This window comes from Variovorax dokdonensis, assembly GCF_030316895.1.
GTDB lineage: Bacteria > Pseudomonadota > Gammaproteobacteria > Burkholderiales > Burkholderiaceae_C > Variovorax > Variovorax dokdonensis.
This window is the reverse complement of sequence record NZ_JASZYV010000006.1, coordinates 15,034-27,179: the sequence shown is the minus strand read 5'-3', so window position 1 is coordinate 27,179 and position 12,146 is coordinate 15,034. Positions and strand designations below refer to the sequence as shown.

The 12,146-nt window shown below is 66.7% G+C and carries 11 protein-coding genes; 5 read left to right on the top strand and 6 right to left on the bottom strand.

The window, feature by feature from the left end; all coding sequences use genetic code 11:
• The first annotated feature begins 78 nt into the window (after nt 1-78).
• Nucleotides 79-1,305, top strand: coding sequence for a CaiB/BaiF CoA transferase family protein (locus QTH91_RS21640; protein WP_286662230.1), 1,227 nt, complete (start codon nt 79-81; stop codon nt 1,303-1,305).
• Nucleotides 1,305-1,922 carry a glutathione S-transferase family protein gene (locus tag QTH91_RS21635; RefSeq protein WP_286662229.1) on the top strand — a complete coding sequence of 206 codons (618 nt, stop codon included), beginning with the start codon at nt 1,305-1,307 and terminating at the stop codon, nt 1,920-1,922. The genes QTH91_RS21640 and QTH91_RS21635 overlap by 1 nt, the downstream gene beginning before the upstream one ends.
• Nucleotides 1,923-1,937: 15 nt before the next feature.
• Here the strand turns inward: QTH91_RS21635 and QTH91_RS21630 are convergent, their stop codons facing one another.
• Both QTH91_RS21630 and QTH91_RS21625 read right to left on the bottom strand, forming a co-directional pair.
• Nucleotides 1,938-2,756, bottom strand: a complete 819-nt coding sequence (locus QTH91_RS21630; protein ID WP_286662228.1) for an amidohydrolase family protein — start codon at nt 2,754-2,756, stop codon at nt 1,938-1,940.
• On the bottom strand, nt 2,753-3,292 hold the full coding sequence (locus tag QTH91_RS21625) for a carboxymuconolactone decarboxylase family protein (protein WP_286662227.1): 540 nt from the start codon (nt 3,290-3,292) through the stop codon (nt 2,753-2,755). Before QTH91_RS21625 ends, QTH91_RS21630 begins: the two co-directional genes overlap by 4 nt.
• Before the next feature lie 340 nt (nt 3,293-3,632).
• Between QTH91_RS21625 and QTH91_RS21620 the strand changes: the two genes are divergently transcribed.
• Entirely contained in the window at nt 3,633-4,427 is a 795-nt protein-coding gene (locus QTH91_RS21620) for an IclR family transcriptional regulator (RefSeq protein WP_286662226.1), read from the top strand.
• A gap of 10 nt (nt 4,428-4,437) precedes the next feature.
• Here the strand turns inward: QTH91_RS21620 and QTH91_RS21615 are convergent, their stop codons facing one another.
• From QTH91_RS21615 to QTH91_RS21605, 3 genes are read right to left on the bottom strand one after another with little or no spacing between them, the layout of a single operon-like run.
• Nucleotides 4,438-5,727: an alkyl sulfatase dimerization domain-containing protein gene (locus tag QTH91_RS21615; RefSeq protein WP_286662401.1), complete on the bottom strand. Its 1,290-nt coding sequence runs from the start codon at nt 5,725-5,727 to the stop codon at nt 4,438-4,440.
• Nucleotides 5,728-5,729: 2 nt separating this feature from the next.
• Nucleotides 5,730-6,998, bottom strand: coding sequence for an alkyl sulfatase dimerization domain-containing protein (locus tag QTH91_RS21610; RefSeq protein ID WP_286662225.1), 1,269 nt, complete (start codon nt 6,996-6,998; stop codon nt 5,730-5,732).
• A 13-nt stretch (nt 6,999-7,011) separates the two neighbouring features.
• Nucleotides 7,012-8,022, bottom strand: a complete 1,011-nt coding sequence (locus QTH91_RS21605) for a Bug family tripartite tricarboxylate transporter substrate binding protein (RefSeq protein WP_286662224.1) — start codon at nt 8,020-8,022, stop codon at nt 7,012-7,014.
• Between the two features lie 216 nt (nt 8,023-8,238).
• Here QTH91_RS21605 and QTH91_RS21600 point away from each other — a divergent pair, with 216 nt between their 5' ends.
• Both QTH91_RS21600 and QTH91_RS21595 read left to right on the top strand, forming a co-directional pair.
• Nucleotides 8,239-10,311: an acetate--CoA ligase family protein gene (locus QTH91_RS21600; RefSeq protein ID WP_286662223.1), complete on the top strand. Its 2,073-nt coding sequence runs from the start codon at nt 8,239-8,241 to the stop codon at nt 10,309-10,311.
• Nucleotides 10,312-10,367: 56 nt separating this feature from the next.
• Nucleotides 10,368-11,126 (top strand): TetR/AcrR family transcriptional regulator, encoded by a 759-nt coding sequence (locus QTH91_RS21595; protein ID WP_286662222.1) that lies wholly within the window; start codon nt 10,368-10,370, stop codon nt 11,124-11,126.
• Here the strand turns inward: QTH91_RS21595 and QTH91_RS21590 are convergent.
• Nucleotides 11,113-12,120: a Bug family tripartite tricarboxylate transporter substrate binding protein gene (locus QTH91_RS21590; RefSeq protein WP_390368913.1), complete on the bottom strand. Its 1,008-nt coding sequence runs from the start codon at nt 12,118-12,120 to the stop codon at nt 11,113-11,115. The two genes, QTH91_RS21595 and QTH91_RS21590, sit on opposite strands and share 14 nt — an antisense overlap.
• Nucleotides 12,121-12,146: the final 26 nt, after the last annotated feature.

Sequence of the window (12,146 nt, the reverse complement as noted above, 5' to 3'; positions counted from 1 at the left end):
ATCACAGGGTTGACGTGGGCGCGCTAGTCGCGCCGGTTCTGGCCTCCGAAAATTCATGGGCACAAGGAGATATCCGCCATGAATACCGCCGGTCCGCTGTCCCACGTCAAGGTCCTGGACCTCAGCCGCATCCTCGCCGCGCCCTGGGCCGGCCAGATCCTTGCCGACCTCGGTGCAGAAGTGATCAAGGTCGAGCGACCCGGTGCCGGTGACGACACCCGCAGCTGGGGCCCGCCCTTCCTGAAAGACAGCGAGGGCCACGACACCAGGGAAGCCGGCTACTACCTGGCGGTCAACCGCGGCAAGCGATCCATCACGATCAGCATCGACAAGCCTGAAGGCCAGGCGATCGTGAGGGAACTGGCGAAGCGCGCAGACATCGTGCTGGAGAACTACAAGGCCGGCACATTGGCGCGCTACGGCCTGGACGAGGCCTCGCTTCGCAAGATCAACCCCCGCCTGATTTACTGCTCGGTCACGGGCTTCGGCCAGACGGGCCCCCGCCGCGATCAGCCCGCCTACGACTTCTTGATCCAGGCCATGGGCGGCCTGATGAGCGTGACCGGCGAAAAGGACGGCAAGCCCGGAGGCGGCCCGCAGAAGGTCGGCGTTCCTATCGTCGACATCATGACCGGCATGTATGCGGCCGTGTCGGTGCTTGCCGCTCTGGCGCGCCGAAACGAAACCGGCGTGGGCGGCAACATCGACATCGCCATGCTGGACGTGCAAGTGGCGACCCTGGCCAACCAGGCGATGAACCACCTCGTGTCGGGCAAGGTGCCGCGCCGCAACGGCAATGCCCACCCCAACATCCAACCGCAGGACGTGTATGCCTGTGCCGATGGAGAGGTGATTCTGGTCGTCGGCAACGATGGGCAGTTCGCCAAGCTGTGCCAGGTGTTCGGCCATCCGGAGTGGATCGTCGACGAGCGCTTCGCCACCAACGCGCAGCGCGTTCGCAATATCGGCGAGCTGTCCGCGCTGCTGAAAGACGCGTTCGGTGAGTGGGAGCGCGACAAGCTCATCGATGCTCTGGATGTCGCCGGCGTACCGTGCGGACCGATCAATAGCGTTGCCGACGTTTTCAAGGAGCCGCAGGTTCAAGCACGCGAAATGCTTCGCCACGTACCCCATCCTGCAGGCGTTGAAGTGCCGCTGGTGGCCAGTCCGATCCGACTCGACGGTGATGCCCTGCCCATTCGGTCTGCACCGCCGCTTCTGGGCCAGCACAGCGACGACATCCTGTCCGAGTTGGGCTATGCGCCTGCGGACATCATCGAGCTGCGCGCTCAAGAGGTGATCTGATGGCGTCCAAGCTGACCCTGCACTGGTCGCCCAAGTCACCCTATGTGCGCAAGGTGATGGTCTGCGCGCATGAACTGAAGTTGATCGACAGGCTGAGTCTGGTGCGATCGGTGGCTGCCATGCTCAAGCCCAATCCGGCGATCATGGCCGTGAATCCGCTGTCCAAGATTCCCACGCTGGTGCTGGAAGATGGTTCAGCGCTCTTCGATTCGGCAGTGATCTGCGAGTATCTCGACGACCTGGCTGGCGGCACGCTCTTCCCGCGCACAGGCGAGGACCGCTGGCAGGCGCTGCGCTGGCACGCGTTGGGCGACGGTCTCCTGGACGCATTGATCCTGTGGCGCAATGAGCGCGAGCGATCCGTCCCGCTTCAGCCCCTCCTGGACGCATTCGACCTCAAAGTGCGCGCCGCGCTGCAAGTCCTGGACGCAGAGGCCGAGGCACTGATGCGGGCGCCCTTCTCCATCGGCCCCATCACCGTCGCTTGCGCGCTCGGCTATGTCGACTACCGCTTCGACACGCTGGAGTGGCGAACGCTCGCCCCTCGACTTGCCAACTGGAATTCGGAGATCACGAAGCGCCCCTCGTTTCAGGCCACGGCACCGACCGACGGCTGAAGCGGCAGGGCTTCGTCAGCGATAGAGTTGCTCCGGATTCACGGACAGCACCTGGCGCACGACCTCTTCGCTGTCCGCCCATTCCATGAACATGTCGAGCAACCGCACCGGGTCTGGCACGGGCGTCACGCGCAGGTGGGGCCAATCGCTGCCCCAGATGAGCCGCTGGGGGTTGGCGGCCACCAGCTTCTGCTGGAAGATGCGTCCCGCTTCCCAATCAGGTTCGACCAACAGGTTGCGATAGGCGCACAGCTTGACCCAGACCTGCCCACTCTCCAGCAACCGCAAGAGCGACTGAAAACCAGGATCGTCGACGCCGCCCTTTGCATCGAAGCCACCCATGTGGTCGATGACCACGGGCACTGGCAGTTGTCGAATGTCGTCCGCAATGTCCGTGAGCGCGCGGCAATCCGTCCAAAGCTCCGCATGCAAGCCGGCGTCGGCGAGCGCAGGCGCAAGCGCGCGCAGGTCGGCGAATGAGGCACTCCCGGCAAAGTTCGCGCCCGCCCCACTGCGGTGGCTGAAGCGCGCGCCGCGCACGCCGCGATCACGCAGGCCGGCCAGCGGCAGCGTGCTGCCCGGTCGGACCACGACGACGCCGCGCAGAGCCGGCTGGGCCGACAGCGCATGCAACAGCAACGAATGATCGTCCCCATAGGCGCTCGGATGCACCAGCACGCCATGCGCCAGTCCCAGGCGACGCAGCAGGGCCAGGTATTGCGGCTCCAGTGCCTCGGGTGGCGTGTAGCTGCGATCCGGTGCCAACGGGAATCGCTCGTAGGGTCCGAACAGGTGCGCGTGGCAGTCCCAGCCGCCGTGGTTGGATTCGTTCACTTCGGCGCCTCGTGCTGCGGTAGAGGGAATGCCGGTGACACGCCATCCGGCAGCGGAATCTCGTGGCAATTGAGTGTCATGGCGACCATGGTGTAGTAGCCGATCAGTGCGGTCAGCTCCACCACCGTGCGGGCGCCAAAGCGTTCCAGCGCTGCCGCATAGGTCGGACCGGAGACCGAGTTGTCGCGATTGAGTTCGACCGCGTAGCGCCAGACGATGGCGTCGTCTTCCGACAGGCCGGGTGGTTCTGCCTGAGCCAGCAGCGCTTCCAGCACAGGCGCTTCAATGCCGGCCTTTTCCCCTTCGATGCGGTGCGCGTACCACTCGAACGGCGAATTGCAAGCACGACCCGTTACCAGGATCGCAATTTCAGAATGCCGAGGCGACAGCGAGGTGCCATATCGAAGCAGCGCACCAAGTGCCTGCCACTTGTCCGAAAGGTCGGGGTTGTGCAGCGCCGCGCGCAACGGGCCCTGGATCCGACCACGCGGGCCGGAGAGGATCTTCGCCAGGACCGCCTGCTGGGCGGCGTCCATCGTGTCATTGGGGAAAAGCGGAATGCGAGGCATGGAGCCATGATAGGCATCACGGCGCCTGGGCAGGTCGGTCCAACGGCAAGACTGGGTTGCTGAATGCGCATAGCCGCATGGGCTGCGTCAAGCTCGACTTACGTCCCGCATGGCAGCTTCTCACTTTGCTGCGCCGTCGCAAGTCATTGTGTAGTTTGCTCGCTAGACTATTGAAACTCACAAGATCAGGTTCTCTCCATCTGACAGATCCCTGTCGTCCATCGACTTCCCCATGGGCTCCGAAGCGTGCGCTGGCAAGGAAGCCGGTTGGATTTCGAGCGATCCTCCTCGCAAGTCAACTAGCCGCATGCCCGACGTCCGCCCTGCCCCCAAACCGCGCTCCGATCCGCAGTTTGCCAACACGTTGGAGCGCGGCCTGCGTGTGCTGCAATGCTTCAGTGCAAATGCGCCGGACCTGGGCAACCGTGACATCGCGGAGATGACTGGCCTGCCGCGCCCAACGGTTTCGCGTTTGACCCACACCCTGGTCGAGCTTGGCTACTTGCGGCGCAGGCCTGACAGCGCGCGCTTCGAAGTGGGCAACGGCGTGCTGTGCCTTGGCTATCCCGTGTTGGCGCGGCTGGCGTTTCGCCGCGTGGCGATGCCCCACATGCGGCACCTGGCACTGGAGATTGAGGGCACAGTCTCGGTTGCCGTGCGCGACCGCTTGCGCATGGTGTCGCTGGAGACTTTCACCAAACGCGACGTTCTTCGGCGACAGCCCGCCACCGGCGTGACCATCGACTTGGTCGGCACTGCCACCGGGCTGGGCTGGCTGGTGGGCGCGAGCACAGGCGAACGCGAGCGCGCCTTGCGTGAGCTGGCTCACAGCGCGCCAGAGTCGCTCGACGCTGTGCGAGCCGACTACGAGGAAGGATTACGACAGCTGGCGCACCATGGCTACGTGTACCGCCGCGCCATCGTGCGACCGGACACCACCGCCATCGCCACGCCTTTGCGCCGACGGCCGGGTGACGAGTTGCTTGTGTTGATCTGTGCCCTGAGCACTCCCGCGGCACAGGCCGAGGCGCTCGAGCGGCGTGCGGGCGAACTGCTCCTGGATGCGTCGCGGCGCATCTCGGCGGAACTGCTGGCCGGCTGAGGATTGCCGCTCAGTCCCAGGAAAAGTTCATCGGCGGGTCACGCTCGCGAGTCGAGCCGATGGGCAGGCCCCGCAGGTCTTCGGCGCAGCTGAGAAGAATCTGCCGCGACACCACCGAGCTGCATTGCGTCGACCTTTCCTCACACAGGCTTGCCTTGAACTCGCGCGCCTCGGCCAGCACGGGATCGTCGCCGCCTGCTTGTGCGATCAGGTCAATCACATGCATGGCCAGCTGGGTCTGCCCCGCTTGCGCCAAACTGCGGCAATGCGCCACCACGGAGGCAGGCTCGCCCAGCGCCGCCAGGATCGCCGCTGCCGCATCGGCTGGACGGGCCGGATGCAGCTGCGTGGGATTGCGGTCCCACCATCCGTTCTCGCTGCGCCAGATGTCGCGCACGATGTAGTCGGGACTGCCGTAGATGGCGCGCATGAAATGGTGGCCGAAGAGCTCGCTCGGATAGCGCATGTCAGCCAATATCTCCCGCTCGCCCATGCCCTGGTTCATCCGCGCCACCACCTCGTCACGCAGGTAGTAAAGCGCGCGCATGGGAATGCAAAAGGCGTCCTCGATCTGCTGAGCGTCAATGATGGGCTGGCCGAACTCGGGCAGCACGATGCGCGGGCGCAGCGCATGCAGGCGCTCCAGCGTGGCAGCCCAGCGCATCGGGTCGCGCAAAGTGCGTAGCGGCGTCCCGATGTTGGGAATGCTGCGAATCATGGCCGCGCTGCCGTACAGGAAGCGCTCCTCCTGAAGCCACAGAGCCACGGTGTCGTCGGTCTCGGAAGGCGCCGCGATCAGCTCGATGCGCCGGTCGGCGCACTCGAGGACCAGCGTATCGTCGAAAGCCAGTTCTGGCGCAATCCAGTTCGCTGCTGCGGCGGCCTTGTAGCTGCGGCGGAACTGCCGGCTGTTGAGCCAGGCCTGCAGGCCCGCGGTCTCCTGATAGCGACGGTAGCGCGCCTGCACGCGCCGGTGGCCGATGAGGATGGGCGGCGCCTCGTTGCGCGCTGCCGCGTGCTCAAGCCACGCGGGCACTCCGGCGTTGTAGCCGGCATGGCCATGGCTGTAGACGATGGCATATACACGCGCATCGGTGATCGTGCGCAGCCGCTCGATCATCTGGCGGCTGACCTGCCCGCCCGGGCCAGCATCGACAACAACCACGCCCAGGCCTGTCTCGACGGCCAGCGTGTTGCCCTGCCCGCCCAGCGTGTGCACGCCGGGAACGACGTCACGGATGCTCTGCGCACGCAGCAGCACGCCGATGCCCGTAGCGTCTGTGCGCTTCTCTTGTTCCATGGTCACGCCCATTGCGGCTCCTGTTGTTGCACTTCGTCGTCACCGATCGCCCGCCCCACCAACTCGTCGGCTGCGCTGAGATACAGGTTGCGCGAGACCATCGAGCTGACCTGCAGAGCTCGCTCACGGCACAGTTGCGCCTTCAGCTCGCGAGCCTGAATGAGCAACGGGTCATCGTCGGCCGTCTCGCACAGTGCCAGGAGGTCCACCACGTGCAGCGCCAACTGCGTCTGACCGTTGCGCTGCAGTTGTCGCGCATGCGTCAGCACACGCTGCCGGTCCGGGATTGCATCGAACACGGCTTGAGCTGCGGCGGCCGGCGCGGCCGGATGAAGGTCGGTAGGATTGCGGTTCCACCAGCCGTTCTCGCTGCGCCAGATGTCGCGCACGATGTAGTCGACGCAACCGTATACCGGCTTCATGCACGGATGCGCGAAGAGCGCCTCGGGCAGCGCCAGGTCATGCAGGATGTCCAGCTCTCCGATGCCCTGGTTCATGCGCTCCACCACTTCCCTGCGCAGCCAGCGCAGCGCGTCTGCGGTCACCCGCAACGCGCCATCGATCTCGCCCATGTCGTCCAGCGGCTTGCCGAACTCGGGAATGAGCAAGTGCGGGCGGAGCGCACGGAACATGTCCAGCGTACCGGCCCAGCGCACCACGTCGCGCTGTATGCGCAAGGGCGAGCCTGCGTTGGGACAGGTCTTGATGAAGGCACAGGAACCGTACAGCGCACGCACGCCCGGCACCCAGACAGCGGTGCCGTCGTCCGTCTCCGAAGGAGCGTGCAGCAACTCTACGCAGTTTCGGCTGCCCGGGATGACGAGGCGGCTCGCGTAGGTCTGGTCGGGCATGCGGAACCAGTGGGCAGGCGGCTCAGCCGGATAGGGCGTGCGAAACTGCCGTGAGTTGGTCCAGGCTTGCAGGCCCGCGGTCTCGCGGTAGCGCCGGTAGCGGTGCGGTACGCGTTCGTGAGCCACGATGCGTGGCAGCGCTTCGCCTTGCGCCTGGGCCGCTTCCAGCCACTGGGCGACGCCGTTGTTGTAGCCCATGTGGCCGTGGCTGTAGACGATGTGGCTGACCGGCTTGTCAATGCCAGCGCGCACTTGCGCGATCATCCGCTGCGTGACGGCGCCGCCCGGCCCGGCGTCCACCAGCAGCAGGCTCTCGCCCAGGTCCACCACCAGCGAGTTGCCTTGGCCGCCCACCGTATAGACGCCGTCGGCCTGCTCCACCAAGCCCTGCTTCATCATGAGCATATCGCTTGCATTCATGGCAGCGGTCTCCTCATTCCGGCTGGATGCCGGCGGCCTTCACCATCGTTTGCCAAGCCTTGTAGTCTGAGGCGACGCGGCGCTTGAACTCCTCGGCACTGGGCGTGGGCGGATTGGGCATGTTCAGCTGCAGCAACCGCGCCCGCACGTCGGGCTGACCCATGATGCGGACCACCTCGCGATTGATGCGCTGCACAAGCTCCGGCGGCGTGCGCGCCGGTGCGAATAAGCCATACCAGGCATCCACGTCCAGCGGGTAGCCCTGCTCGCCCATGGTCTTCACCTCCGGCGTCTGCGGGGCTCGGGCGCTGCCGCTGATCGCGATGGCGCGCAATTTGCCGGCCTGCACATGCTGGATCTGCGAGCTCACGTCGACCCAGGCCACCTTGATCGAGCCGCCGAGCAGGTCAGCCGCCAGCGGCGCCACGCCTTTGTACGGAACATGGACAACCTTCAGGCCGGCGCGCCGCGCATAGTCCTCCATGACGAGGTGGCCGCCCGAGCCGGTCCCCCAGCTGCCGTAGCTCATCTCGCCAGGTTGGGCCTTCGCGTAGGCAGCCAACTCCTGCAGGTTGTGCACCGGCAGGTCGGGCGTTACCACCAGCATGTTGCCAACCGAGCCCACTTGTGCCACCGGCTCGAAGTCCATAAGCGGGTCGACGGGCGATTTAACGTGCATCGCGGGATTGATGAGCATGGCCGCGGTGTAGGAAAAGAGCAGCGTGTAGCCATCGGGTGCCGCGCGCGACACGGCCTCGGCCGCCAGCAGGCCGTTGGCACCGGCCTTGTTGTCGACGATGAAGCTCTGCTTGAAGGCGGTGCCCAGCTTGTCGGAAAGGAGCCGCGCAAAGACATCGGTGCCGCCGCCCGCAGCGGCGGCCACCACCACCCGCACCGGCTTGGTTGGCCAGGCGATGTTGTTGTCCTGCGGCTGGGCCCCGGCGCCTTGCGGCAGCAGCGCGGCAAGAGGAAGGGCCATCAGCGCGCGACCGAGGGCGCGCCGGCTTCTTTGTTCGGGTGTCATCGAGCTTGTCTCCATGGTTGTGGCGGGTCTCGGATTCATGCTAGGCACGGCCCTCTCGCGACAGGCTCAAAATTTCGACTGTCGAAACTGCGCTGTCGCGCAGATGACGCCACCTACGGGCCAACCCGAAGGCGATTTCGAATATCGAAAACCAAGCCCAAGGCAAGGCGTCGTGTTCCTAGAGTGACTGTCTTCTTCACGAGCAAGCTAGCCGTCATGTCTCTGCAAGCCCTCTTTCATCCCCGCCGCGTCGCCATCGTCGGCGCCTCTTCCCAACCCCAGAAGATCGGTGGACTGCCGGTGCGCATGTTGCGCGAGTTGGGATATGCCGGAGAGATCCTGCCGGTGAACCCCGGTGCGGCCGAGATACAGGGCCTGCGCGCCTGGCCGAGCCTGCGAGCGCTGCCCGACGCGCCCGATGTGGCCATCGTGGCCGTTCCCGCTGCGGCGGTGTCGGCCACCATCGAAGACTGCATCGGCCGCGGCGTCGGGGCAGCAGTGGTGTTCAGTTCGGGTTTTGCCGAGGCCGGCAGCGAAGGCCTGGCGATGCAGCAGCGGATAGCAGGACTCGCTCGCGAAGGCGGGCTGACCCTTCTGGGACCCAATTGCCTGGGCGTCATCAACGTGCGGCAGCGCTGGGTGGGCACCTTCTCGCCCGCGCCGCTCTCTGGCCTGCCGGATGCCGGCGGCGTGGCCATCGTCAGTCAAAGCGGCGCCTTCGGTGCCTATGCCTATGTGCTCGCGCGCAAGGCGGGACTGGGCCTGAGCCAGTGGGTCACTACCGGCAACGAGGCGCAGGTGTCGGTCGCGGACCTCATCGACTGGTTGGCTGACGACGAGGAGACTCGCGTCATCGTGGCCTACATCGAGGGTGCGCGTGACGGCGAACGCCTGCGCCAGGCGCTGTTGAAGGCGCGGCGCGCAGGCAAGCCGGTGGTGGTGACCAAGGTGGGCCGCACGGCAGCTGGCGCCAGCGCCGCGATGTCGCACACCGCCAGCCTGTCGGGCGAGGATGCGGTCTATCAGGCGGTGTTCGAGGAGTGCGGCGCCGTGCGCGCCTACACCGTGGAAGAGATGTTCCGCCATGCGCAGGCCTTTGCCACGGCGCCCTGCCCGCGCGGGCGGCGGCTGGGCATCATCACCGTGTCGGGCGGCGTTGGCACGCTGATGGCCGACGCCGCCAGCGACGCCGCGCTGGAGCTGCCCCCATTGCCGCAGGACATCGCCACCCGACTGCGCGAGCGCGTGCCCTTCGCATCCACCGCCAACCCGGTGGATGTCACCGGTCAGATCACCGCCGACTACGACGTGCTGGAGCAGACCGCCGTCGATGCCGCACGCAGCGGCGCCTACGACGCGGTCGCGCTCTTCCTGGCCGCCGCGGCCTCCGCGCCGGCCCTTGGCCCCAAGGTGATCGAGACGGTGCGCCGCATCCGCGAAGCCGCGCCGCATCTTCCGCTGGCCTTGTCGGGCATCCTGAATGCAGAGCAGTCGCGCGAGTTGCAGACGCTGGGCTGCCTCGCCTGCGAGGAACCCACGCACGCAGTCGAGGCGATGGCGCGCCTCGAGCGTTGGCAGTCCTTCGCCCCGGCGGCGACACCGCCTTCCGTGCCTCTGGCGCGCCTGCCCGCCGGAACCCGAAACGAGGCCGAGGGCTTGGCCTGGCTGGCTGCGCAGGACCTGCCCGTCATGCCGCACCGCGTCGTCCACGGCGAAGACCAGGCGGTGCAGGCTTGGCGGGAACTGGGCGAAGGCCCGGTGGTGATCAAGGTCGTCTCGCGCGACATCCTGCACAAGAGCGATGTGGGCGGCGTGCGGGTTGGCCCGCGAAGCGACGCCGAGGTGCGCGAAGCCTGCCGCGCCATCGGCGAGTCGGTGGCATGCCGCGCGCCGCAAGCCGCCCGCGAAGGCCTCCTGGTGGCGCGGCTGCTGAAGCCGCGCGTGGAGCTGATGCTGGGGGCGCGCCACGACCCGGTGTTCGGCCCGATCGTGGTGGTAGGGCTGGGTGGCGTGGCGGTGGAGTTGCATGCGAAGACCTTCGTTCTCAGCGCACCCGCGGCTGCCTCGCGTGTGCGCGAATTGCTTGGCCGTCTTGGCGTGAGCACGCTCATGGGCGCGTGGCGCGGGCAGGCGGTCATCGACGATGCGTCGCTGGTTCAGGCGGTGCTGCGCTTTTCACAGCTGGCCGCGGGTTTGGGGGCTTCGCTGCGCTCGCTCGAGATCAATCCGCTCATGGTCTGCGACGATGGCGTGTTCGCTGCCGACTCGGTCATCGAGATCGACGCGTGACCGGCTTCGCGCTGGCGTACAGTGCGGCGCAGCCGAACCGACCTACGCGCCATTCGATGACACCCAAGCGCACCCGCCGCACCGCAATAACCGCACCGTCGCCCATCGAGCCCGCCTCCGAGTCGGGAACGCGCCAGCTCATGCTCGAAACGGCTGAGCGTCTCTTCGCGCAGGACGGACTGGACTCGGTACCGTTGCACCGCATCGTTCAGGACTCGGGACAGCGCAACCGCTCCGCGTTGCGCTACCACTTTGGCTCTCGCCCCGAAGTGGTCGCCCATGTGATCAACATGCGCATGCCAGTGGTGAACGCACGCCGCCATGTGGCGCTGGACGAGGTCGAGGCCCAGCCCAGCGGCTTCGGCGTGCGTGACGTGATGCTCGCCTCGGCCCAGGCGCTGGCCCAGGTGATGGACCAGGAGCACTGGGGACGCGACTACGTGCGCATCATCTCGCAGGCCAATTTCAACCCGGCCGCCTGCCGCTACGACCTCATTCCGAACGAAAGCACCTCCAGCCTGCGTCGCGTGCGCAGCCTGATCACCGCGCTGCTGCCGGGGGTTCCCGGGCCGATCCTCGATGAGCGCTTGCTGTGGGCCGAAGACACTGTGGTGATGACCATGGGCCGCCTCGCACGCATTGGCGCTGCCGCGGCCGGCACCAACGTGCTGCACAACCTGGCGGACCACTGCACCGGAGCGCTGCAAGCCGAAGTCTCGCCCGCCGCGCGCGGCCGTCGTGAGACACCTGCCTTTGCCGTCACGCGCCATCTCGCGGCCCGGCCGCACGAGGCGCAGCGCATCACTCGCCCTTGATGTCCGCAGCCTTCACGACGGCGGCCCACTTGGTCGTCTCCTTGCCGATGAAGGCCGCGAATTCGGCCGGGCTGCTGCCCTGCGCCTGCAAGCCCATGGCCAGCATCTTCTGGCGCACGCCGGCATCTTCCAGGATCGCCTTCATCTCCGCATTTACTTTCCCGACGACGGCATCGGGCGTCCCCGCCGGCGCCATCATCCCGAACCAGCCGTAGCCGACAACGCCGGGAAAGCCCTGCTCGGCCATCGTCGGCGCCTCGGCATAGACCGGGCTGCGTGCGTCGCTGGCCACCGCAAGTACGCGCAGCTTGCCGCTTTGCACATGCGGTAGCGCGCTGGTGATGGCGGTGAGCGTCGCGTCCACCCGCCCCGCCAGCAACTCGGTGTAGGCAGTGGCATCGCCGCGAAAATGCACCGTCAGGCCCTTCACCTTGGCTTCTCGAAAGAACAGCTCGCCCGCCAGGTGGGGGCCCGAGCCTGCGCCCGGCGATGCAAAGGTCAGCCCTTGCGGATTGGCCTTGCCGTGAGCCACCAGGTCGGCCACCGTCTTGAAGGGCGAGGCCGCATTCACCACCAGGAAGATCGGGGCCACCACCGCCAGGCTGATTGGCTTGAAGTCCTTGCGTGGATCGTAGCTGAGCTTGCCGTACAGGCTCTCGACGATGGCAAAGGGCGCGGCTGCGAAAAGCAGCGTGTAGCCGTCGGGCGTGGCACGGGCCACCATCTCGTTGCCCAGGCGCGTTCCGGCGCCGGGCTTGTTCTCCACGATGAACTGCTGACCCAGCCTGCGGCCGAGCTCCTCGCAGACGATGCGCGCGGAGATGTCGTTCGAGCCCCCCGCGCCGTATGGCGAGATCACGCGCACGGGCCTCGTTGGCCAGCTGCCGGCGTTACCTTGCGCGAGCGCCAGGCTGGGCATGGCCAGCGCACCCAGCGCGGCAAGTGCGGCATGTGCAATGGCGCGGCGCGCCGGGTCCTTTGGTGGGCGATGCATGTCTTGTCTCCTGTGTTGTCGTTAAC